Below are 22,960 nucleotides of genomic sequence, written 5' to 3'. Positions count from 1 at the left end.
ATAAATGGATGAATTAGTTTCTATAATTATGCCGGCCTATAACGCCGAGATTTATATTGCAGCTGCTATTGAAAGTGTTATTAGCCAAACTTACAAAGTGTGGGAACTGTTGATTATAAATGATGGATCTACAGATGCTACGGCCTCCATTGCCCAACGTTACGCTAATGAGGATAGCCGGATTTGTGTAATTAGCCAAACTAACCAACGCCTGGGCGCAGCAAGAAATACCGGCTTAAAACAGGCAAACGGCACATGGATAGCTTTTTTAGATTCTGACGACCTATGGGAACCGATTAAGCTTGAAAAGCAATTACAGCTAAGCGAGAAGCTTCCGCACGTTGATATGATATTTACCAGTGGTTGGACCTTTAATTACGACAACCGTGCCGATTTGTTTCATTATCAAACCATTACAGGTGAGTACGGACCGGACGAAATGTATCAAAAGGAATTTGAAGTTAACCATATACTGGTGATGTCGGTTATCGTAAAAAAAACAATGACGGAAGCTGTCGGTTTACAAGAAGTGCGCCCGGAATTTTATGGTTGCGAGGACTGGGACTACTGGCTCCGTATGGCTTTAAACGGTGCTATATTTTACGGCATGGCCGATCAGCTTGTTTACTATCGCCAGCATGGCAGCAATATGTCGTCAAATTTTATAAAAATGCGCCTGGCCGAGGCGAACGTATATGCTAAAAATTATCGTCCTGGTATGGTGAGTGCCACAAAAAAAAACGCGGCTATACTGCCCTTGGTAAATACGCTGATTATAGCCTTAATTAAAGCCGGTAATAAGGCCGAAGCACACGCCATGTTAAGTGATATGCAAAGTTTAATACCCCGGTATGTAAAGTACTACAGGCAATTACTCAACATCGCTAACAAAAATACCATCAAATATTTTGCGGTTTTAAACCGCCTGTATGTAAAAGTTAAGCGGAGGGTAGCAATTAATTAACAGTATAGGCGGTCAAAAAGGCCGTTGTAAAGTTTCCGCCATACTGGAAAATAGTTTTACAACAAAAGCGAGATGAAACATCGCACCTGCGTTTGCCGGCTAACACTAATGTATAAAAATGCGACAATGTAATAGGCGCCAACTTTTTAATCTTTAAAAATATACCGGCAAATACCATTGTGAAGCTGAATACCGAATTAATTACAAATACTGTAGCAACGCCACCATATTAAATGAACGTTACCCTTATTAATTCATCAGACCAGGGCGGGGCCGCCAATGCGGCAAAAAGCCTGCAGATGGGTTTGGCGCAAATTGGTGTTAGCGCGGAGTTTGTCGGCGAGCAAAAAGTAATAACACAAAAAAAAGGGCGGTTTGCGAAATTGCGCAATTGTTGGTTGGTGCGCAAATACATTAAAAAAAATGCAGCATACCTGAAAAATGCCCCGTCTGGTTTTGATCATTTTTCGTTTGCACGTACCGGATATCAAAATATCCAGCGACAGCCTTTGGTAAAAAATGCTGATGTGCTTAGTCTGCATTGGTTAAGTTACCTGATAGATTATCCTACGTTTTTTAAGCGGTTAAACAAGCCCCTTGTGTGGACACTGCACGATACAAATCTGTTTACGGGCGGATGTCACTACACGTTCGGCTGTCAAAAATATGAAACGGATTGCGCGGATTGCCCCCAATTGGCAGCAGGAATCAGGGAGTATGCCGCAAAAGAGAATCTTAAACTTAAGATAGCTAGTTTGAAGCACATAAACCCTGCTAAAGTGGCTGTTATATCGCCATCAGTATGGTTAAAAAACATGTCTGAAAAAAGCACCTTATTTAAAGGTTATAGACATTTTCATATTCCTAACGGGATAGATACAAATGTTTATAAAAAGCTTGATAAAGCGCAATGCAGGATAAAATTGGGATTGCCTGCTGATAGGTTTATTGTTCTTTTTGTGGGGACATCACTCAGCGAGCATCGCAAAGGATTTGATATAATTTTAAGATTAAGCGATGAATTAAACCACAGAGATAATATTCAATTTGCAGCCATAGGTAAAACTGACCAATCTTACGCTAATATTTTAAACTTAGGCTACATAACCGATAGTAGTGTTATAGCAATGGCTTATAACGCTGCAGATGTTTTTATTATCCCATCACGACAGGACAATTTACCCAATACCATGCTTGAGGCGTTATGCTGTGGTACGCCTGTTATAGGGTATAAAACCGGCGGCATTGTAGATGCCGTTCGTCATGGAGAAAATGGATTTTTAGTGGATCGGGAAAATGTAACGGATATTAAGAAGTATATAGTAGGCATGAGTAATAAAACCATTGTTTTGAATAATGAAAAGATCTCTAAAGACGCAAAAGAAAAATATTCATTAGAAAAGCAGGCATTAGCCTATAAAGAAGTAATGGAAGAAGTATTTTCGATAACTTAACTGCTAAAAAATTTATGAATAAAAGGCATTATGATAAGTAAAAAAAAGAAATTATTGGTGACCGGTTCTTCGGGCTTGATTGGCTCTGAGGTTTGTATTCATTTTGCCGAGCTTGGCTGGCAAATTCATGGATTGGATAATAATCAACGTGCTGTGTTCTTTGGTCCGCAAGGCGATACGCGCTGGAATCAGAACAGACTAAAAGAGAAATTAGGAGAAAGTTTCATACACCACGAACTCGACATCAGAGACCGTGCAGGTGTGTTAGAGTTACTTAAACAATTAAAGCCAGATGCTACAGTGCACACGGCTGCGCAACCTTCGCATGACAGGGCTGCAGCAATTCCGTTTGATGATTTTGACACCAACGCGGTTGGTACATTAAATTTACTGGAAGCAGCAAGGCAAGCTTGCCCGGAGTCGCCTTTTGTACATATGTCAACCAACAAAGTTTACGGCGATAAACCCAACACGATCAATCTTGTAGAAAAGGAAACGCGATGGGATTATGCCGATCCGTTATATGCAGATGGAATAGCAGAAGATTTTTCTATTGATCAAAGCAAACACTCTTTATTCGGAGCTTCTAAAGTTGCTGCAGACGTTATGGTACAAGAATATGGGCGTTATTTTAATATACCAACTTGCTGTTTACGTGGCGGTTGTTTAACAGGACCTAATCACTCCGGAGTTGAACTTCACGGCTTTTTAAGTTACCTGGTAAAATGCAATATCGAAGGAAGGCCATATAATGTGTTCGGCTATAAGGGTAAGCAGGTACGCGACAACATCCATTCGCACGACGTAGCTTTATTTATAGAAGCGTTTATAAATGCGCCCCGAGTGGCCGAAGTATACAATATTGGAGGAGGCCGAGATAATTCGTGTTCAATTTGGGAAGCCTTTAAAATTGCTGAGAAGTTCTCCGGAAAACAGCAAGTTTATGCTTACGTGGATGAAAATCGGATTGGCGACCATATTTGCTATATTTCTAACTTAGGCAAAATGCGACACCATTACCCTAACTGGGACATCACAATTTCGCTAGAGGAAACAATCAGGCAAATTGTAGCGGCGCAATTAGGCAGATTATAAGCACTTAAAGTAAAACAAATGAAAATCCTTTCTTTCCATCCGTTTTCTTTATACGCAAATGGCGGAGGCAGTCGTATTTTGCGTCGTTTGTATCAGGGACGTGAAGGACAGATTACTTCTCTGGTGATTGAAGGCATTAATAATACACCGAATGAAGGCGTTATAAATGAACATATTGTACATGCCTGGCCCATTACACGAAAATGGATGCGATGGTATTTGCGTACCTGGATAATATTTTTGCGGGAAAAAAAATTAGTCAAATTAACTAATCGGCGTATTCGCCGGATAGCTGCACAAATACCTTGCGATGTTATACATGTTGTGCACCATGGCCCATTTGCAAACGCTTTATGTACAGATGAATTTGCACAGAAGCAACTTTGGGTTTCGTTTCACGACCATTTTAACACTACAAAGTGCACATTTAGCAGTTCGGCCGAGTTGTGGAATCGGGCGCATAGGCGGTTAGTTATTTCTGATGAACTTGGCAAAACATATCAGCAGGCATTCGGTAACAAACCTTACGATCTAATTACCGACGGTGTCTATACCAATGAAATAACTTATCCGGGCGAGGGCGATTCGCCGGAGCCTTTTGAGATTTATTTTGCAGGGCTACTTCATATTGCCTATTTACCCTTATTTGAAGTGTTGGCAGATGCACTTGATAAATTGAGTGCTGGTGGTTTATCCTTCAAACTAATTTTACGGGCCACACAAAAATTGCCATTTTTAAACAACAGGCTTTTTCAAACAGAGTACAGAGGTATCACGTTAGATGACAACGAATTAAAAGCCGAACTAAATAGTGCAATTATTCTTTATCTTCCAATAAAATTTACGCTGCCGGATTTTTACTTATATAGCTTGTCAACTAAAATGGTGGGATATTTAGGTGCGCCTGGTAGTATAGTTTACCATGGCCCTGCAGATAGTGCCGCATATAATCTTTTGCACAATGCAGGTGCGGCCTCGTGTTGTACTGCTTTAAATGTAGATGATTTAGTAGCATCTATTTCGGCTGCTATTAATAACAGGCAAGATTTTTCTGTTCAGGCTAAAACCCTGGCTCAAAATAAATTTGATATGTCAGCTATGCAAAATAAATTTTGGCAAGTGGTATAATTTAGCAATGAAACGGACTATTAAATGAGGCGCATAATATCTGAACTTCGAATATTTATATGCAACCGGTGGGTGACAAGATTACCCAGCCGAACTTTGCGCTTATTTTTTTACCGTAAGATAATGAAATTTAAAGTAGGTAAGGAATCTTATATCTTTATGGATTGCACGTTTGATTGTACAGTTAACTTTAGTATGAAGAACAACTCGGTAATTAATACAAAGTGCAGGTTGGATAATAAGTCGGGAATAAATATAGGGGAAAATGTCTCCGTTTCCCAAGAAGTTATGATTCTTTCTGCTGACCATGATCCGGATTCGGCCAGCTTTGCTGCGCGCGATAAGGCAGTGCACATCGAGGATTATGTTTTTATCGGATCTCGGGCTATTATAATGCCAGGAGTTACTATTGGTAAAGGAGCAGTTGTGGCGGCCGGGGCGGTTGTTACACGCAGCGTTGAACCTTATGTAGTAGTTGCTGGAGTACCCGCAAAAGTAATTAGGACACGCCCGGGAAATCTTGATTATAAAATTAAATATAGCCGTTTTTTACAATAACGATAGGGATTAGCACATTATTAAATGAGAATCTTGTTTATTTGTAGCTCACTTGAACCTGGGCGTGATGGCGTGGGAGACTATGCTCGACGCTTAGCTGAAGCTTTTAAAGGCGACGGACACCATTGTGCTTTACTATCATTAAATGATGCTTTTGTAAAAGTAATAACCACTGATAGCGAGAGAATGGGCGATGACAAGGTACCTGTACTAAGAATTCCGCATTATGAATTAACATCCAGTTTAACGGAAATCAAATTATGGATTGACGACTTCGATCCAGATTGGTTAAGCTTTCAATATGTTATTTTTGGCTTCCACGACAAAGGCTTGCCGTTTAACTTAAGCAAAAGCATGCTTATCGTTAGTGGTCGCAGGCGATGGCACATCATGTTTCATGAGCTCTGGGTAGGTATGGCCATTGAACAGTCTACTAAGTTCAAATTATGGGGCTTAGTTCAAAAAAGATTAATAGCGTCAATGATAGCCCAACTCAAACCAAGGGTAATACACACGCAAACGCGTCTTTATCACCAGATTTTAACAAAAATGGGTTACAAGGTCAATCATCTGCCGCTGTATTCTAATATTCCGGTGCATAAACCCGAAAAAATCAATGACCATAGCAATGAGATAAGGCTGGTTGTTTTTGGCACAATCCATAATAATTCATACATAACGGAATTTGCAGCCGACGCCGGTGAGTACACGCTTAAAAACAAGTTGCCCATCACACTATATTTTATTGGGATTTGTGGCAATGAACAGCAAAACTGGATAAATATATGTGAAAATGCAGGGCTAAAAGTTAAGGTGATGGGAGAACAGCCGGCTGATTTAGTGTCAGATCTCCTTCAAAATGCTACACTGGGCATTTCATCAACAGCTGCAGCAGTGTTAGATAAAAGCGGCTCGTTCGCTGCTATGCATGCGCATAAATTGCCGGTAATAAATATAGCAAAGCCATGGCGTCCTATTGGAATAAATGATCCTGAAATTCCTTCCGGGGTATTAATCTATAAACCAGGTAAGTTTGACGAATTATTAGCAGGGCGAACCAATCTGGGCTATACTATTACTGATCCGCTTATTACAGCAAGAAATATGATTGACGCATTAAACGCTGTTGTGTAAATGGCTAAACCTAATGTATGCTTGTTTACGGCTCATTCGCCCATAAGGGGGGGCGGGGGCGCAATTTTACGCAGTCTTATTGGTAATTTGCCCACGGTATCGGTAACGTGGTATTACACATACAAAAAAGCCGAAGAGGGGTATGAGGGGGGATATTTAGGACCGGGTATAATGGGAGGTAATATTCTGAATGATTTAACTTCTACATTTAAAATGCTCAGTAGGATGGATGATGCAGGAGTCAATAGACTGGTAGATAAGCTACTTACTATTCCCTGCGATGTTTACTGGATAGTATCACATAACGAGGGGATTAGAGTTGCTTTGGAATTGGCTTTAAGGCAACAGCAGCGCCCGGTACATTTAACAGTGCACGATGACTGGGGTGGCGCCTTGGCTGCCCAATCTTTTAGATACCGTCTGTTTAAAACACTGGCAAATCAATTGACAGTGAAGGTGCTGCAAGCTGTATGTTCGTTTGATGTTGTAAGTTATGGCATGCAAAATTACTATAAAAATATAAGCGGTATAAAGGGTGAAGTTTGCCACAGATTTCTTTCTTCACAGTTTATAAAGTTTAAAACTTTTGAAAGCGGAACACGAGTAAATATAGGTCATATAGGGCGTTTATATAAAAAGAACAGCTTAATTAAGTTAATAAAGTTGTTAAAGAATTTCTATGAACCTAAAGGCATAACGCCACTTGTAAAATTGTGGGGTTGCCATATCAACAGCGATGCTCTGCCCAAATCTTTAAGAGCTTATGTATGTTTCTATCCCACTGCGTCAGAAGAAGAAGTTATTCGACAGTTGGTAGCCTGCGATATATTATATGCAATGTACCCTTTAGAAAAGCGGCTTGAAGTTTTTGCTCAAACCAGCTTGCCAACCAAGCTTTCAAGTTACTTGCAGGCAGGTCGTCCTATATTAGCACATTGCGCTCCTGATAGCACACTTGCAGAATATATAAATACTACCGGATTGGGCTTGGTATGGAAATCTGATAGCGATGCGGAAGGTATGAAAATTCTTCAAAAATTGTCTGTGCTAAGTGTAACTGAGCAAAAAGTATTAAGTGCACGCGACCGGTATTTTGGCGAGCGCAACTTGGAGGTTATAAATAGTTATCTTGTGCCTCGCACGCAAACAATGAAAATTTAAGTATGGAGACGGGTATGCCATCACGCAAAATATCAGGATCGTCAAGTATTTTTTTAGATGTATTGCGAATTAGTGCGGCACTTGTAGTTCTTGTAGTACACGCTTTTAACAAATGGTTTTTAACAAAGGCTTATCGTAGCGAGTGGCCGGGTGAACCATCTCATGTAGCAGTTATTGTATTTTTTGTTCTTTCGGGCTACGTAATCGGGCACACCACCGTAAGTAAAAACCGCGGTGCAATGCAGTATGCACAGGCCCGCTTAAGCAGGCTGTGCTCTGTAGTTGTACCCGCAATTGTAATAACAGCCTGTGTTCACGTTATTGTAACAACAGTGAACCCCGAGGTTTTATTACAATATTCCAGAGGGTCCTCCGCTCTGCGTTACATCTTATCTAGCTTTTACCTAAACGAACTGTGGCTCTATTCTGCAGCACCGCCATTAAACGGCTCACTGTGGTCTTTGAGTTTTGAATTTTGGTATTATACCATATTTGGCTTGTGGTTCTTTAGAAAACCTGGTAAAACATCAATAATGATATTAACGCTGGCGATAATTATTGTAGGCCCTAAGATAATACTGATGATGCCGATTTGGGTAATGGGTTATTTAGCGTACAGATTACCCACGCCAAATGTGAGCAGACGAATGGCTTGGTGCATTGTTGCCTTGGCGTTTTTAATCGGAGGAATTGTAGCTGCTTTTTTGCCGCCGTTACCATATGTAATTCATTTAAAACCGCTGTATTACGCCAATCAGTTTTTTACAGATTGGGTTATTGGCATATTTGTAGCTACAGCCTTGTGGGCGTTGCCAAACGGCAATAGTACCCAACCCGTTAGTAAACGCGCAAACGTATGCAGGAAGATAGCTGATCTTACCTTCCCTTTGTACGTTTTGCATTTCCCGTTAATTGTTTTGTGGCGTGCAACTATTGGCATAGACTATGGCAATTTTGGGCAACTTTGTGTTGCTATTATTTTTGTGCTGATAACTGCTTCTATTATCGGATACTTTTTAGAAAAGCAACGGCCGTTATGGTCGCGCTTGTTTAAGTGGCTGCTTACAAATGGTCGTAATATCTTAACCGCGAGTCAATCTGAAAACCAGCTGCCAAATCATGAATAAAATAGTTTTGTCACACCCAACGGGCAATCAGTTTGTCAGAGCACTACTTGTGGAATTGCAAGAACGCGATCTATTAACGCGGTTTTATACAACTATAGCAACCAACCCCACAAATGCATGGCTTGATTTGTTGCCCACAAAGCTTAAGCAAGAATTGCTACGTAGATCTTATCCGGTCTCGAGAGATATTATAGCAACCCAGCCTTTAAAAGAAGCGTTACGTAATTTGCTGCCAAAAATTGGTTTTAAAAGTATAGTGCAACATGAAACTGGATGGGCAAGTGTTGATTCGGTCTACAGGGAGCTTGATAATAAAGTTGCGGGCGTATTAGCGCAACTTAAAACGAAAAACGAAGTCACTGGTGTGTATGCGTACGAGGATGGCGCTGTAGCCACTTTTGGCGTTGCAAAAAGCCTTGGCTTAAATTGCTTTTATGATTTACCCATAGGCTATTGGAGAGCTGCGCAGCAAATGCTTTCTGCAGAAGCAGAGCGCTGGCCTGACTGGGCGACCACGTTGCCAGGAATGCGTGACTCTGCAGCAAAATTATTAAGAAAAGATGAGGAACTGAAAATGGCTGATAAAATTTTCGTAGCCAGTCGTTTCACAGCAAGTACACTGGATTTTTATAAGGGCACTCTTGCACCCGTAGAAGTAATCCCTTATGGGTTTCCGCCGGTTAATACTCGTGAGTATGATAAAATATCGCGAAGGAGGCCGTTGAAATTACTTTTTGTAGGGGGGCTCTCTCAACGAAAGGGCATCGCTGACGTATTTAAAACTGCTAAATTTTTCGGTAACCGCGTAGAGTTAACAATAGTTGGGCATAAAACAGGAAATAACTGTGCTGCCTTGAATGAAGCACTTGCAAAACATACCTGGATACCTGGTTTACCTCATGATCAAATATTAAAATTGATGCATCAACATGATGTGCTACTATTTCCTTCCCTTTTTGAAGGGTTTGGTATGGTGATTACCGAGGCAATGGCGCAGGGTACACCCGTAATTACTACAGAGCGCACTGCCGGGCCTGACATTATTGAGCATGGGCATAATGGATGGTTAATTGAAGCAGGAAATACTGACAAATTAATTGAAGCAACTGAAAGTTTGCTGTACAAGCCACAGTTAATTGAAGAGAATGGTAAAGCAGCTATCGAAACAGCGGGTAAACGACCCTGGCAATTGTACGCGGGGCAACTCGTTAGTTCAATTATTGATATAAATTAAGTATAATTGAAGAAAAAACAGCAACAGACCACTTAACGAGCATGGCGGAAGGAATATTAGCGCAGCTGCAAACAAATACGGACAAAAATTTGCCCAATTTTAGAGCAGAACAGGGTGAAATGCTGTTAAAAAGGGGAATTTGGGTTTATTTTTTACTTATTGTTCTGGAAGGTGCGCTCCGAAAATGGTTTGTACCTGCGCTGGCAACACCATTACTTATTGTAAGAGACCCCGTTGCTGTGTGGCTTCTGTACACCGCATGGAAATACGATAAATTTCCATCCAATTTTTATATAACCGGTATCTTTTTCGCGGGTATACTAGCATTTTTTACAACAATGCTTATCGGGCATGGAAATCTCTTTGTGGCTATATACGGCGAACGCATACTATTACTTCATTTTCCCCTCATATTTTTAATAGGGAATACCCTTAATCATAACGACGTAGTAAAAATGGGTAGGACGTTTATGTGGATGGCTATTCCCATGGTAATTATCGTTGCTCTTCAATTTTACACTCCACAGTCGTCATTCGTAAACAAGGGCATTGGCGGCGAGGGCAGCTCCGGCTTTAGTGGTGCGAACGGTTTTTTTCGCCCATCAGGCACTTTTTCGTTTACCACTGGTTTAACCGAGTTTTACACAGTAATAGCCGCGTTTGTCGTGTATTTTTGGTTTAACCCTCAAAAAATTGAAAGATGGATTCTCATTGGTGCAACTATTGCAATAGTTGCGGCAATACCATTATCGATAAGTCGTACATTAACAATTCAGATAGCGCTTACATTATTGTTTACGTTAGTAACCACTTTTAACAATCCAAAATATTTTACCAATATAATTGGTGGGGTCGCTGGGTTAGTATTCTTGTTTTTTGCTTTAAACCAAACCGGGTTATTCGGAACTGCAGTTGACACGCTTGTAATAAGATTTACAGATGCCAATGAAGCTGAAGGTGGTGTAGTTAAAACGCTAACTAGTAGAACTATTGCGAACGTTGACGAGCCCTATCTGGGCGATGATTTTCCCTTTTTTGGTATGGGGGTAGGCATGGGGACTAACGCAGGGGCCAGAATACTTGTAGGCCGATCAGATAAATTTTTAGTTTCAGAAGGTGAATGGGGGCGGTTGGTTGGAGAGATGGGATCTATTTTAGGTACGTTTGTACTTTTTATGCGGATTGCTATATGCGTTAGAATACTTATTGAAGCATATAAGGGACTAAAAGTGAATAATGTTCTTCCGTGGCTGTTGTTAAGCGTGGATTTTCAGCTTATATCACAGGGGCAATGGGCGCAGCCCACTGCACTTGGCTTCGCAGTGCTTTATGCCGGTTTAAATATCGCGGCCTTTAAAACCGGCGAGGCTAAACTTGAAAATTGATAATGAAAACACGACAATATAAGAAAGGCAAAGCCAACCTTTAAAACCAATATTAACTAAGAGGCATGAGACTTTTACACATTATAGGAAGTATGAATCCGGTAAGCGGAGGACCGTGCCAAGGTATACGCAATAATAATCCATTGATAAAAGATTTGGGCGTTTATCGCGAAGTTGTTTGTATGGATGATCCAAACTCAGATTTTTTAGGGTCAGATGATTTTCCGATACATGCTTTAGGCCCACCCAAGGGGCTATGGCAATATTCAAACAAATTATTTCCATGGTTAACAACGCATATGCAATCTTTTGATGTTGTTGTTATCAACGGTTTGTGGTTGTTTTTTAGTTATGCGGGATGGAAAACGCTTAAAAACATTCAAAAAGCGGCAAAAAAAAAAGGTGGAAATGTGCCCAGGGTTTTTGTAATGCCGCATGGAATGCTCGATCCATATTTTCAATCAGCTCCTGATAGGACTATAAAGGCCATTCGTAATCGTATTTATTGGCGTCTAATTGAGAAAAATGTAATAAATGATTCTGATGGATTATTATTCACTTCAGAATTGGAGCTTTTGCTTGCACGCACGTCTTTTGCAGATTATCACCCAAAAAAGGAGTATAATATTGGTTATGGAATTCCCTCGCCACCGCAGTACTCAACTGAAATGAAGGCAGCATTTCATAAAATTTGTCCTGAACTGTATGGAAGAAATTATTTGCTTTTTTTTGGAAGAATACATCCCAAAAAAGGTGTTGACATGTTGGTCACAAGCTATTTAGAAATTTTAGTACAAAACCAGCACAAAGATTTTCCTGCACTGGTTTTGGCCGGACCGGGAATGGAAACAGATTACGGATCAAAAATAAAAAAGAAGCTTTCTTCAATGCCAGTAGCTAAAAATAATGTATTCTACACAGGGATGTTGACGGGCGACGCCAAATGGGGTGCATTTTATGGCTCAGATGTATTTGTTTTGCCAAGCCATCAGGAAAACTTCGGTATTGCCGTTGTTGAAGCTTTGGCTTGCGGAAAGCCTGTACTTATTTCAGACCAGGTAAATATTTGGAAGGAAATTAGTGCAGGGGATGGTGGGTTTATTGGAGAAGATACCAAAGAAAGTGTTTATAATAATTTGTTAAAATGGGTAACTATGTCAAATCACGACAAAGCAGAAATGGGTAAACGTGCATTTCAAGTTTTTTTAAAAAATTTCCAGGTAAAGGATGCCGCGTATAACTTTTACCAAATAATATGTCACGAGCGAGGAGTTTATTAGTAAGCTGAAACTAACTTAACAATGCCTTTAGATACAGAACACGCATACTTAGGCTTTTTAAAATAATTAGAATATATTTGAATACGTAAAGTATTTGGTGAGATATATACTGACGAAATAAAGCAACGAGGATTACCTTTACAGGGCATGTTGACTATTTTTGATAACTACAGGCTCACTTAAACATCGGGAATCGCTACGGGCTTCGATTATTTAGGAGCGGCTTTATGGTAAGTTATTATGCCTCAATACATGCCTTGCTTAGGTAACTGAATTAGGCGGATCAAATCAAAGATAAATGATTATTAAAAGTCGTAATGATATCAGTACTGATACTAACAAAGAATGAAGAACAAGATATAACCGGCTGCTTAAAATCTGTGTCATGGTGCAATGATATTCATGTTTTCGATTCATTTAGCGATGACAAAACAGTTAGAATAGCCGCAGAATTTGGAGCCACAGTCACGCAAAGAAAGTTTGACAACTGGTCAAGTCATCAAAATTGGGGGTTGAGAAACATTCCCTTTAAATACCAATGGGTTTTATATATTGATGCAGACGAACGCGTATCAGAGAGTTTATTTTCTATACTGAAGCAATTTGAACATAAAGTGGCTGATAACGTAGTAGCTTATGAAATTCAACGAAGGGATTTTGCATGGAATGGAAGATGGTTAAAATATTCACAAATTTCACCATATTATTTAAGGTTGTTTCGCCCGGAGAAAATGCGATATGAAAGATTGGTTAATCCGGTATCAATTCCCGACGGGAACGTGGCCCGAATTGATGGTTTTTTAGACCATTATCCATTTAGCAAGGGTATTAAATACTGGATAAACAGACATTTGGCCTATGCAGATTTGGAGGCTGAGATGAGGCTATCAGATATAAAGGCAACCACGTATTTTTCTTTGAGAAAAGCTTTTTTTGCAAGCGATTTTTCGGAAAGAAGGTATCATCAAAAAGGAATTTTTTATAAAATGCCGTTCAGACCACTTATAAAGTGGTTCTATATAGTTATCTGGCGGAGGGCTTTTATGGACGGCGTAACCGGAATAACCTATGCTTCACTCCAATCCATCTATGAATATTTTATCGTTTTGAAAACAAGAGAGCTGATATTGGTGGATAAAAAAAATTAATAATAGAAAATGAGATTGTATAATAAGTCGCCGGAGCCCACTTTGCAATATTTTTAAGTTATTTAAATTAAAAGAAACATAATTCAACAATCCAATATGTTTTTTGATTAATAATATTAATTTAGATGTTATATTATTTAGTCGAAAGGTAGCATGTGAAAACACAGTACTTTTAATGGATAAAAAACGCATTCTACTTATAAGCCATAATTTTTCACCAGAACCTATCGGGATTGGTAAATATAATGGCGAGATGATTAATTGGCTGTCAGAAAATGGACACGATTGTACGGTAATAACCACGTTTCCCTACTATCCGCAATGGAAGATACAAGAGCCATATAAAAATTCATGGTATAAAAAGGAAACTATATATAACTCAAAAAATGATTCCGTAGTTAATATTTACAGATGTCCATCATATATTCCAAAAAATCCAACCGGTAAGCAAAGAGCTATACAAGACTTTTCTATATGGATCTCTAAGTTTTTTGTCGTTTTCGCGTTTATTGCTCTACGAAAGAAATTCGACTTAATTATTAATATAGCCCCCCCGTTTCACTTAGCTTACCTTGGATTAATATTACGTACTTTTAATGGTGGAAAATTGTTGTATCATGTTCAAGATATGCAAATTGAAGCTGCTCGAGATCTTAAAATGTTTTATCATAAAAAGGTTTTATCAAGTTTATTTAAAATTGAACACAAAATATTTGAAAACGCAGATTATGTAAGTAGCATTTCTGCAGGAATGATCAGTAAAATAAACTCCAAAATAAGTAAGAATGTAATTTTCTTTCCGAATTGGGTGGACACGGTTTTTTTTTGCCCCTTACCGGATAAGACTGCCCTTAAGAAGAAATGGAATTTCCAGGATGACGATCTCATATGTTTGTATTCAGGTGCTACTGGCGTAAAGCAAGGGCTTGAAGACCTTCTGGATGCAGCAGAAGAATTGAAACAGCATAAAAAAATAAAATTTATTATCAGCTCATCGGGTCCGTATCACAGGCAATTAGAGGAGAACGCAAAAGCAAAAGGATTGACTAATATATTGTTTTTACCTTTGCAAAAAAAAGAGAGCTTTAATGATTTTTTAAATATGGCAGATGTGCACCTGGTTATGCAAAAGGCCAAAGCAGGTGATTTGGTAATGCCATCAAAACTTTCTACAATTCTTGCTGTAGGCGGTGTAAGCATAGTAACATCATCTCCCGGAACATCATTGTATAAAATGATATACGAAAATAAGCTAGGCTATATTGTTTCTCCAGGAGAAAGCCATTTCCTGGCAAAAAAGATACTTGAACTTGAAAAGCACTGCGATAACGAGATAAGATTAAATGCCCGTGAATACGCTATAAAATATTTGAATATTGATAGTGTAATGAAAAGGTTTGTAAGCGAATTATTATAATACTTTAAATAATTCTTATATTGTAAGAGGACAATGGCTACCGTTAGAAGGGGTTTAAGAGCGAGGCTCTCAAGCAGTCCTGGCAACGTTTATTTAGTAATTATTGAATTATAAATGTTTAATAAATCAATAATTATTTTTTTGGGGTCATGCCTCTCAAGAGCCGTTTTGCGCCCATTTCTACCATACTTAACCGCCTTTTTGTAATCTCTCAGCATCTCAACAATTGCTCCAGCCATGACAAACGGATCTCCATCTTGGACAATGATGCCTTCTTCGCTATCTTTCAATAGGCTGGCCGTTCCCCCGGCGTTAGTAGCTATACACGGTATTCCTAGAATTTGTGCCTCGCAAAGACTATTTGCGCTATTTTCAATATGCGATGTGGCAACATAAATATTAGCTTGAAGCAATTGTGACACTAAGTCCTGTTCAGCAACTGTACCCATAAACTTAATATTAGCCGAAATTGGTTTTTTTATAGCTCTTGCCGCAATGGCAACAGTTTGGTCTGTTTGGCTAAGGCCGGCCACCCGCCATTCAAAAGTAATGTTAATTGAATCTAATAACCAGGCGCAATGTAATAAGGTTTCTATACCTTTGTAAATATCAGGACCGTTGGTAGTAAATATTATCAATTTCGATCCTAATTGAGCACCCCACTCGTGTAGATAAAAGCCCTGACGCAATATTTCGTCGTTATGATGATAAGATGCTTTTGGCGCTAATATCGATACAACTCGTCTGTCCCACGCAGTGCGACCTATAAGATGTTTAGTATTATTGTAAATCTCCAATTCGCGGTGAACCATCTTATTAAAACGGCGGTAAACATTGTTAAAGCTTCTAAATAAAAGAAACTCTTTAAGCCCGGAATATTTTGTAATGTGAGAATGATTAATGGTTGAAAAATACTTGTGATGATAAACAGTAATTATGCTTTGTATTGATATTACTACCGGAATATTAGTATGTTTCTGAATGAGGCCATAGTTTGTTTCTGTACCATGAACATGTATCACATCAGGTTTAACTACATTAATAATTCTCAAAAAAGTAGCGATATGTCTGTCGCCCTCTAACGAATTAGTTATTCGCTCTAACATCTCAGATACCTTACCTTTTTTGTATCGTTTAACCGGGAAATATTTTGTGCCATTTAAAGTAAAAGGCTCTATTTCTTCATCATGGTAAAATGCAATTGATAGTTCAACTTTTTCTTGTATGTTGCTTTCAAGTGCTTTTAGCCAGCCAAGACCCATGTAATTATTATTTATGTGGGGTGCGCTTAATCCTGGTGACAGGGAAAACCATAGAACCTTTAATCCCATATTTTGATGTGTATTTATAAGTGTGGAAATCTTACACCCTTTAAAGGTGGTTTTACTGGTCAAGTTAACTAAAAATTTATCCGTCTAATATTACAAAAATTACTTAAATGATTATTCATTTTGTGTTTTAAAGAGCAGGCCGATTCCTTGCATAATAAGTACATAGAATATTCTGCGTTTACATAGTATTATTAGTAAGGACTTCACGGAACGTTAAGGACTAGTTTCGTTTAATCAATAAGACATGCACGAATGTGCATACCGATTTGATAGAAATCTCTATATTGTACAACTTTTGTAATACAAGGAAGCCTATAAATATTATGTCAAATAAGATCATTACGGATCAAATAGCATCTTCAATACTGGTAAAACAAAGCATTCTTAGTAATCCAGATTTAATCAAGATAATTGACCAGGCGGCTAACGTGGTAACTAACGCCTACAGGGCCGGCTATAAGACTATGTTGGCCGGAAATGGCGGTAGCGCTGCTGATGCACAACATATAGCGGCAGAATTTGTAGTTCGCTTTTACTATGACAGGCCGGGGTTGCCATCTGTCGCTTTTAGCACCGATACATCCATTTTAACGGCAATTGGGAACGACTATGGCTATGATAAACTTTTTGCCCGTCAGGTGCAGGCATATGGCGTCCCAGGTGATATTTTCATAGGAATTTCAACATCCGGAAATTCAGCAAACATTTTAAATGCGTTGGAGAAAGCTAAGAACATGGGCATAACAACAATAGGTCTCACAGGAACTGGAGGAGGAAAAATGAAACGACATTGTGATATTTGTATTGAGGTGCCATCTAAAGATACACCACGAATACAGGAAGCTCATATTTTAATTGGACATATAATATGTTGTATTGTTGAAGAAGAAATTTTTGGCAATTTCAATCCCGATAATAAGCGAGATAAATAGATTTATAATTGACTACAAATACCGGCTATTGAAAATGAAAATCATGTAGTTTTGCATACTATGGGTGAAAAAAATTATGCGATTTAAAAAGGTATTTAATGAGTATTAAGCACTATTTAATTGTAGGGGCGGGTTTTTCTGGAGCTGTTGTTGCAGAACAATTGGCTAGGAATTTAGACTGCCGCATAACTGTGGTTGATGAACGCAATCATATTGGCGGGAATTGCCACACTGCACGAGACCCTTCAACTGGAATAATTGTACATTCATACGGCCCACATATTTTTAACACAGATAACCAAGAAGTATGGAACTACATAAGACAGTTCGGTGAATTTAAAAATTATACACACCGTGTAAAGGCTGTTTACAAAGGCAAAGTGTATACGTTGCCAATAAATCTGCATACTATTAATCAATTCTTCGGTAAAAATTTTAATCCCAAGGAAGCTGAGGCGTACATTGCTTCAATTGCACTTGACATTCCTGAACCTGCTAATTTTGAAGAGCAAGCCATGAAAATGATTGGTTCAGATCTTTACTATGCTTTTATGCACGGCTATACTAAAAAGCAATGGGGATGTGAGCCTAAAGAATTACCTGCATCTATACTTAAAAGACTGCCACTCAGGTTTAATTATAATGACAGTTATTATCACGGGCAGTTCTATGGAATACCTGAAGATGGATATTCTGCGATAATTGATAAAATGCTGGCAAATGAAAAGATTGAAGTTTGTTTAAACACAAAGTTTGATGCAACTACAGATACAACGGCCTATGCCCATATCTTTTACACAGGTCCTATAGATGCTTACTTTGACTATAGCCATGGGCGGTTGGGCTACCGCACCGTTACGTTTGACCGGTATGAAACCGAAGGCGATTTTCAAGGCACATCACAAATGAATTATTGTGATGAAAATGTGCCGTATACCCGTATTGTTGAGTATAAGCATTTTACTCCTTGGGAAGAGCACCGGCAGACGGTATATTTTAAGGAGTATAGCAAAGAAACAGGATTTGATGATATACCGTACTATCCTAAAAGACTAAAAGGCGACATAAAAAAACTAATGCACTACCAGGCAGAGATATTAAAACTTGACAACGTGAGTTTCTTAGGTCGTCTGGCAACCTATCGATATATGGATATGCATCACGTAATTGATGAGGCCTTGCAGCTTGCAGCTCAATTTCTGTTAAAAAATACTTAATATGGCAGAAAAAATTGCTGCTGTAATAGTTACCTATAATCGCTTTGAATTACTCAAGCAATGCGTTAGTGCCTTGCAGGCGCAAACTACACCGGTTGATGATATTATAATAGTAAACAATGGCAGCACGGATGGTACTACAGAGTGGCTTGCGCACCAAAGGCAATTTAGAGTTATCAATCAAACCAATAGTGGTAGCGGCGGTGGTTTTTACACAGGTATCAAAACTGCCGACGAACGCGATTATACATGGGTTTGGTTGATGGATGATGACGGTTATCCGGCTAAAAACTGCTTAGAAAAGCTTATTGAAGCAGCTGTTAAAAACCCCGAGGTGAGCGTATGGGGTTGCATTGTACTGGATAGGGACAATACTGCGCGGTTGGCTTTTGATTGCCCGGCTATAACTACTGACGAAGGCAAAATGAATTTATCAGTAGAGTATGTTGACAATTGGGCACCTTTTTTTAATGGCATTTTGTTGTCAGGGCGCATTATAAAAAAGGTAGGCTACCCAGATCCGCGACTTTTTATATGGGGCGATGAAATGGAATATTTTCAACGTATAGTTAATAGTAGAGCTATAATAAAGAGTACTACCAAAGCATTGTTTTTCCACCCGAAAGACAGGTTGTACGATACTATGTACAAAGGCGAGTATGTTTACGATGGTCCTATCAATTGGAAGGGCTATTGTTTTTTCAGAAATCGCGCGTATTTAGGCCAAAAGTATCATAATAGCACTAACACTAAGATATTACTTAAACAGTTTGAATTTTTATATAAAAAGTTGTCGCTAATTGATTTTGCAAAAGCTATAGCGTTAATTACTATAGCGCATTTGGATGGATTGAGGGGTAATTTAAAGAAAGAGTTACCTTATTGATTATTCAGCCTCATTGTCGCAATTACCGGTTTATGATCGGATATTTTTTTGTCAATGGATTGATAACTTAGAATATCAAAATCCTTTGTCGCAAATATATGATCTATATGCAATGGATAAGCGCTGTAATAAGTGGTTTCAAAACCGCTGCCCTTTTCCATAAATGCGTTTTGTAAGCCACTTCCAATTTCATTTACGGAATACGAATTAGGCGTATCATTAAAATCCCCCACAATAATGTATGGATAAGGGCATTTTTCAATATGTTTTTTGATATATGAAACCTGTAGGCTGCGAGCAATAAAAGCAGATGCGAGTTTTCGCAGTACGAAGGTAGAGCTGCCTGCGGAAACGTTCCCTTTTAGATACTTGGATTTTAATTGATTGGAATGGCTTTGAAATGTAACAGCTGCCATATGGACACTGTAAACTCTAATTACAGTATTATGATTTTTAATGTCTGCAAAGATGCACCTTGTTTGTAGCACTTCCGGTGCGGTAATCCTGCCTGTATCAATTATAGGTAATTTACTGAAAATTGCATTGCCACTAAGTTTGTCAGATACCGTATCATTGAAGTTTGTTACAAAACTATAATTGTACTTCAAATTCTTTTTTATTAGCAATACTGTGCTATCATTATCATACTTATCAGTAAGAAATTCTTCAAATACTAAAATGTTGGGGTTAACCCCGCCTACCAATTCTAAAACCTGTTTTTGTGTTGCTAAATTTTCATATTTATCAATTCCTTTAAAACCCCTAACGTTATACGATAAGATCTTTATTGAATCGTTTTTCACATTCGTTTCTTCCTTATTAAACTGGAAGTAAGTTAAAAACGTATTATAACCAAGTATAATTACAACCGCCGGGATCAAACAAAAGACCGGCTTTTTAAACAACCAAAAAATTAGCAATAAGAAATTACTCAATAGCAATAATTGATAAAGAAATCCTAATACGGCTATGTATGAATTATCTCTGGGGTTAGTATCAGGCGCCATATAACTTAGCAATAGCGATATTGAAGCTAATATATTTAATCCTAAAAAAATTTTATCGAGTAGGGTAAGTTTCTGCGCAGGTCGTTTTTTTATCTTCTTTCTCATGTTTGGTAAAGAGAAGCTGTTAAGTTTTTAAATATAGGATTTATGTAAAATAATAAGCGAAACAATTATTTTTTTGCAAATTTTAATGCCTTGAGTATAATTGTTCAATTAATTTTAATTTCAAATACTTTTTGTTTGCTTTTTCATAAGGTTAATTATCGCTTTGTATTATCTTTAGCATAATTATCCAAAACAAAAAAGGATGAAATTTTTCAAACAATTTGATGTCTACTACTTTATCACGCTGTTGTTTTTATTACTGTCATCAGCAGCAAATTTTCTTTCCTCAAATGATATAATTTGGTTTATTATTTTGCTTTCGTTTGCTGTTTTTGCAATTAGTAAAAAACTTTTAAAAGTTCCTGATTTACGCATTATAGCCATATTCTCTATAATATATCTTGCCTTTGTTGGTGTCAGAGATACTTTAGTTAATAGTCTGGCGGCTGAGTACTTGATAAGCGATGTTGTCTTCCTGTTCAAATTTGTTTATCTAACTTTTTTGTATTGCACAATAATGAAGGAAAAGGCGGCACATTATTTTGTAAAAGTAATGGCTCATCTTACAGTGATCTCGTTTTTCTTTTACGCTATTCAATTAGTTGGATTAAGAGATAACTTATACAATTTTTCTGAATCTTTAAATTTACAAAGGTCTTACCACATTGATGGCTATACCAACTTTGTTATATTTACTTATGTAAAAAGGTTGCATGACTATCGCAATTCAGGTTTCGCCTGGGAGCCAGGCGCCTTTGGTTGTTTTTTGATTGTTGCGCTGATGTTTAATTTATTTTTAAATAAGTTTAAATTCGACCCAAAATCTTATCTATTTATAATAGGCATTATTACAACCGTATCAACGACAGATTATTTAGCACTTATTGTACTGTTGTTTATGGTATACAGATATCGCGTACCGCGTATAAATTTCGGTATAATATTGCTATTGCTAATTGGGGGTGCGATTTTCGTTTACATCCCTATTTTGGGTGATAAGATAATGGGAACATATGAGGAGGATATGGATGATTTGCGGCGCCTTAAATATCTGGAAATATTTTATAGACGCATGAACAGTCAGGTACCGCTTAATCGCTTTTCGAGCATGGTATACCTTTACGAAACCTTTGGCTGGCAGCTTATACTTGGGGTAAGTAATAAGTACGACACTATAGTGAACAGCAAATTTAATATCAATATTTCTAACGGGCTATTTGACTTTATGGCTAAGTTTGGTCTGGTAGGCCTTATTCCACTTGTATATCAATACGCCAGATTTTGCTGGGCTAACGTTAAAAAACATGAGTACACGATCTATTGTGTAGTTACGTTATTGGTATTAGGTTTTGGAGAACCCATTATGTTTTTACCAAATATAGTAATGTTTGTTTTTTTACCATTTGAACAGATAAAGGTGTTACCTGCTAAGCTAAACCTTTTTGATAATAATAGGACTGGGAAACTTGCTACAAAAAGTTAAGGCAATGTACAAAGCTGGGCTTGTAACGGTCTTGTTCAATTCTGACGACGTGTTAAGTGATTTTTTTAAAAGCTTAGCTATACAATCGTTTCAAAATTACGTGCTGTATTTAATAGATAATTCCCCATCAGAAACTACCGACCGGGTTATAAAGGACTTGAACAAACAATACCCACTGGCGGAATATGTACATGTAAAAAACCCTGATAATTATGGCGTTGCCAAAGGCAATAACCAAGGAATTGAACTTGCACTAACCGGTGGCGTTGACTATGTTATACTACTGAATAATGATATAGAATTTACACAACCGCACCTGCTTAACCAATTGATAAATACAGCTGTGCAAAAAGCCGAAGACATTATTATTCCTAAGATTTATTACTATGGTACCCGAAAAATATGGATGGCAGGAGGAGTATTTGTTCATTATAAAGGAATATCAGAAACCACCGGCGATAAAGAAGTTGATATTGGGCAGTATGATACTGAAGGGTACGTAGATTATGCCCCTACTTGTTTTATGCTTTTAAGCAAAAAGGTCTTTGAAGTTACGGGTTTTATGGATGAGCGTTACTTTGTTTATTATGATGACAACGATTTTATATTCCGGGCTAAAGAAGATGGTTTTAAAATTTTCTTCATGCCAACCCTTGAAATTTTTCATAAGGTTTCTATTAGCACGGGTGGGTCAGAATCATTGTTCTCAATCTATTATTTGAACAGAAATCGTATTTATTTCATCCGGAAACATTATAAGTTTCCTATAAAGCAAATTGCGCTTACGCAAATGATGATTACTAAAGGAATTAGATATCTTAGTTACAGTACACTAAGGAAGCAAAGTTTGCTTAAAGCGGTTAGAAACGGGTTTTCCATGAAGCTAAATTAATGTTAGTAAAAGTGACGGCATT

Annotated in this window: 19 protein-coding genes and 1 pseudogene; 18 read left to right on the top strand and 2 right to left on the bottom strand. The window is 38.1% G+C overall.

What is annotated here, in order from left to right; all coding sequences use genetic code 11:
• Nucleotides 1-4 precede the first annotated feature (4 nt).
• The 13 genes and pseudogenes from ACVW2L_RS14075 (at nucleotide 5) to ACVW2L_RS14015 (ending at nucleotide 15,085) form a co-directional block, all read left to right on the top strand.
• Nucleotides 5-964 carry a glycosyltransferase family 2 protein gene (locus ACVW2L_RS14075; RefSeq protein WP_457128604.1) on the top strand — a complete coding sequence of 320 codons (960 nt, stop codon included), beginning with the start codon at nucleotides 5-7 and terminating at the stop codon, nucleotides 962-964.
• Between the two features lie 233 nt (nucleotides 965-1,197).
• Complete coding sequence (locus ACVW2L_RS14070; protein ID WP_457128603.1) at nucleotides 1,198-2,418, top strand: glycosyltransferase; 1,221 nt, start codon at nucleotides 1,198-1,200, stop codon at nucleotides 2,416-2,418.
• A 30-nt stretch (nucleotides 2,419-2,448) separates the two neighbouring features.
• Nucleotides 2,449-3,513, top strand: a complete 1,065-nt coding sequence (locus tag ACVW2L_RS14065; protein ID WP_457128602.1) for an NAD-dependent epimerase/dehydratase family protein — start codon at nucleotides 2,449-2,451, stop codon at nucleotides 3,511-3,513.
• Nucleotides 3,514-3,531: 18 nt separating this feature from the next.
• Complete coding sequence (locus ACVW2L_RS14060) at nucleotides 3,532-4,641, top strand: hypothetical protein (protein ID WP_457128601.1); 1,110 nt, start codon at nucleotides 3,532-3,534, stop codon at nucleotides 4,639-4,641.
• 24 nt (nucleotides 4,642-4,665) lie between these two features.
• A pseudogene (locus ACVW2L_RS14055) lies at nucleotides 4,666-5,151 on the top strand (acyltransferase); the annotation flags it as partial.
• Between the two features lie 72 nt (nucleotides 5,152-5,223).
• Nucleotides 5,224-6,333 (top strand): hypothetical protein, encoded by a 1,110-nt coding sequence (locus ACVW2L_RS14050; protein ID WP_457128600.1) that lies wholly within the window; start codon nucleotides 5,224-5,226, stop codon nucleotides 6,331-6,333.
• Complete coding sequence (locus tag ACVW2L_RS14045) at nucleotides 6,334-7,494, top strand: hypothetical protein (protein ID WP_457128599.1); 1,161 nt, start codon at nucleotides 6,334-6,336, stop codon at nucleotides 7,492-7,494.
• A gap of 14 nt (nucleotides 7,495-7,508) precedes the next feature.
• Nucleotides 7,509-8,621 (top strand): acyltransferase family protein, encoded by a 1,113-nt coding sequence (locus ACVW2L_RS14040; RefSeq protein WP_457128598.1) that lies wholly within the window; start codon nucleotides 7,509-7,511, stop codon nucleotides 8,619-8,621.
• Entirely contained in the window at nucleotides 8,614-9,855 is a 1,242-nt protein-coding gene (locus ACVW2L_RS14035) for a glycosyltransferase family 4 protein (RefSeq protein WP_457128597.1), read from the top strand. Before ACVW2L_RS14040 ends, ACVW2L_RS14035 begins: the two co-directional genes overlap by 8 nt.
• A 41-nt stretch (nucleotides 9,856-9,896) precedes the next feature.
• Complete coding sequence (locus tag ACVW2L_RS14030) at nucleotides 9,897-11,240, top strand: hypothetical protein (RefSeq protein WP_457128596.1); 1,344 nt, start codon at nucleotides 9,897-9,899, stop codon at nucleotides 11,238-11,240.
• A 65-nt stretch (nucleotides 11,241-11,305) separates the two neighbouring features.
• Complete coding sequence (locus tag ACVW2L_RS14025; RefSeq protein ID WP_457128595.1) at nucleotides 11,306-12,520, top strand: glycosyltransferase; 1,215 nt, start codon at nucleotides 11,306-11,308, stop codon at nucleotides 12,518-12,520.
• A 317-nt stretch (nucleotides 12,521-12,837) separates the two neighbouring features.
• Nucleotides 12,838-13,668: a glycosyltransferase family 2 protein gene (locus ACVW2L_RS14020; protein ID WP_457128594.1), complete on the top strand. Its 831-nt coding sequence runs from the start codon at nucleotides 12,838-12,840 to the stop codon at nucleotides 13,666-13,668.
• Nucleotides 13,669-13,843: 175 nt separating this feature from the next.
• On the top strand, nucleotides 13,844-15,085 hold the full coding sequence (locus ACVW2L_RS14015) for a WcaI family glycosyltransferase (RefSeq protein ID WP_457128593.1): 1,242 nt from the start codon (nucleotides 13,844-13,846) through the stop codon (nucleotides 15,083-15,085).
• 89 nt (nucleotides 15,086-15,174) lie between these two features.
• Here the strand turns inward: ACVW2L_RS14015 and ACVW2L_RS14010 are convergent, their stop codons facing one another.
• Nucleotides 15,175-16,416 (bottom strand): glycosyltransferase family 4 protein, encoded by a 1,242-nt coding sequence (locus ACVW2L_RS14010; RefSeq protein ID WP_457128592.1) that lies wholly within the window; start codon nucleotides 16,414-16,416, stop codon nucleotides 15,175-15,177.
• 323 nt (nucleotides 16,417-16,739) lie between these two features.
• On the opposite strand from ACVW2L_RS14010, the gene ACVW2L_RS14005 reads away from it, so the two are divergent.
• The 3 genes from ACVW2L_RS14005 to ACVW2L_RS13995 all read left to right on the top strand — a co-directional run bounded on the left by ACVW2L_RS14005 (nucleotide 16,740) and on the right by ACVW2L_RS13995 (nucleotide 19,451).
• A complete protein-coding gene (locus tag ACVW2L_RS14005) occupies nucleotides 16,740-17,348 on the top strand; it encodes a D-sedoheptulose 7-phosphate isomerase (RefSeq protein ID WP_457128591.1) in 609 nt (202 codons plus the stop codon).
• Between the two features lie 98 nt (nucleotides 17,349-17,446).
• Nucleotides 17,447-18,565: a UDP-galactopyranose mutase gene (gene glf / locus ACVW2L_RS14000; protein ID WP_457128590.1), complete on the top strand. Its 1,119-nt coding sequence runs from the start codon at nucleotides 17,447-17,449 to the stop codon at nucleotides 18,563-18,565.
• A 1-nt stretch (nucleotide 18,566) separates the two neighbouring features.
• Nucleotides 18,567-19,451 carry a glycosyltransferase family 2 protein gene (locus tag ACVW2L_RS13995; protein WP_457128589.1) on the top strand — a complete coding sequence of 295 codons (885 nt, stop codon included), beginning with the start codon at nucleotides 18,567-18,569 and terminating at the stop codon, nucleotides 19,449-19,451.
• Here ACVW2L_RS13995 and ACVW2L_RS13990 read toward each other — a convergent pair.
• On the bottom strand, nucleotides 19,445-20,563 hold the full coding sequence (locus ACVW2L_RS13990; RefSeq protein ID WP_457128588.1) for an endonuclease/exonuclease/phosphatase family protein: 1,119 nt from the start codon (nucleotides 20,561-20,563) through the stop codon (nucleotides 19,445-19,447). The genes ACVW2L_RS13995 and ACVW2L_RS13990 overlap by 7 nt on opposite strands.
• Before the next feature lie 202 nt (nucleotides 20,564-20,765).
• Here ACVW2L_RS13990 and ACVW2L_RS13985 point away from each other — a divergent pair, with 202 nt between their 5' ends.
• Both ACVW2L_RS13985 and ACVW2L_RS13980 read left to right on the top strand, forming a co-directional pair.
• Nucleotides 20,766-22,046 carry a hypothetical protein gene (locus ACVW2L_RS13985; protein WP_457128587.1) on the top strand — a complete coding sequence of 427 codons (1,281 nt, stop codon included), beginning with the start codon at nucleotides 20,766-20,768 and terminating at the stop codon, nucleotides 22,044-22,046.
• A 4-nt stretch (nucleotides 22,047-22,050) separates the two neighbouring features.
• Nucleotides 22,051-22,938 carry a glycosyltransferase family 2 protein gene (locus ACVW2L_RS13980; protein ID WP_457128586.1) on the top strand — a complete coding sequence of 296 codons (888 nt, stop codon included), beginning with the start codon at nucleotides 22,051-22,053 and terminating at the stop codon, nucleotides 22,936-22,938.
• The last annotated feature ends 22 nt before the right edge of the window (nucleotides 22,939-22,960 follow it).

The sequence above is a fragment of the Mucilaginibacter sp. HD30 genome (assembly GCF_054061755.1).
Note: the sequence above shows the minus strand (reverse complement) of the source record. Positions and strands in the feature narration are given on the sequence as shown.

Excerpts from the sequence above, each read along its gene's own strand:
- ACVW2L_RS14065 (WP_457128602.1), top strand. The coding sequence starts at position 2,449 with ATGATAAGTAAAAAAAAGAAATTATTGGTGACCGGTTCTTCGGGCTTG.
- ACVW2L_RS14025 (WP_457128595.1), top strand. The coding sequence starts at position 11,306 with ATGAGACTTTTACACATTATAGGAAGTATGAATCCGGTAAGCGGAGGA.
- ACVW2L_RS14010 (WP_457128592.1), bottom strand. The coding sequence starts at position 16,416 with ATGGGATTAAAGGTTCTATGGTTTTCCCTGTCACCAGGATTAAGCGCA.
- ACVW2L_RS14070 (WP_457128603.1), top strand. The coding sequence starts at position 1,198 with ATGAACGTTACCCTTATTAATTCATCAGACCAGGGCGGGGCCGCCAAT.
- ACVW2L_RS14020 (WP_457128594.1), top strand. The coding sequence starts at position 12,838 with ATGATATCAGTACTGATACTAACAAAGAATGAAGAACAAGATATAACC.
- ACVW2L_RS13990 (WP_457128588.1), bottom strand. The coding sequence starts at position 20,563 with ATGAGAAAGAAGATAAAAAAACGACCTGCGCAGAAACTTACCCTACTC.
- ACVW2L_RS13995 (WP_457128589.1), top strand. The coding sequence starts at position 18,567 with ATGGCAGAAAAAATTGCTGCTGTAATAGTTACCTATAATCGCTTTGAA.
- ACVW2L_RS13980 (WP_457128586.1), top strand. The coding sequence starts at position 22,051 with ATGTACAAAGCTGGGCTTGTAACGGTCTTGTTCAATTCTGACGACGTG.
- ACVW2L_RS14030 (WP_457128596.1), top strand. The coding sequence starts at position 9,897 with ATGGCGGAAGGAATATTAGCGCAGCTGCAAACAAATACGGACAAAAAT.
- ACVW2L_RS14035 (WP_457128597.1), top strand. The coding sequence starts at position 8,614 with ATGAATAAAATAGTTTTGTCACACCCAACGGGCAATCAGTTTGTCAGA.
- ACVW2L_RS14005 (WP_457128591.1), top strand. The coding sequence starts at position 16,740 with ATGTCAAATAAGATCATTACGGATCAAATAGCATCTTCAATACTGGTA.
- ACVW2L_RS14075 (WP_457128604.1), top strand. The coding sequence starts at position 5 with ATGGATGAATTAGTTTCTATAATTATGCCGGCCTATAACGCCGAGATT.
- glf (WP_457128590.1), top strand. The coding sequence starts at position 17,447 with ATGAGTATTAAGCACTATTTAATTGTAGGGGCGGGTTTTTCTGGAGCT.
- ACVW2L_RS14050 (WP_457128600.1), top strand. The coding sequence starts at position 5,224 with ATGAGAATCTTGTTTATTTGTAGCTCACTTGAACCTGGGCGTGATGGC.
- ACVW2L_RS14040 (WP_457128598.1), top strand. The coding sequence starts at position 7,509 with ATGCCATCACGCAAAATATCAGGATCGTCAAGTATTTTTTTAGATGTA.
- ACVW2L_RS14045 (WP_457128599.1), top strand. The coding sequence starts at position 6,334 with ATGGCTAAACCTAATGTATGCTTGTTTACGGCTCATTCGCCCATAAGG.
- ACVW2L_RS14060 (WP_457128601.1), top strand. The coding sequence starts at position 3,532 with ATGAAAATCCTTTCTTTCCATCCGTTTTCTTTATACGCAAATGGCGGA.
- ACVW2L_RS13985 (WP_457128587.1), top strand. The coding sequence starts at position 20,766 with ATGAAATTTTTCAAACAATTTGATGTCTACTACTTTATCACGCTGTTG.
- ACVW2L_RS14015 (WP_457128593.1), top strand. The coding sequence starts at position 13,844 with ATGGATAAAAAACGCATTCTACTTATAAGCCATAATTTTTCACCAGAA.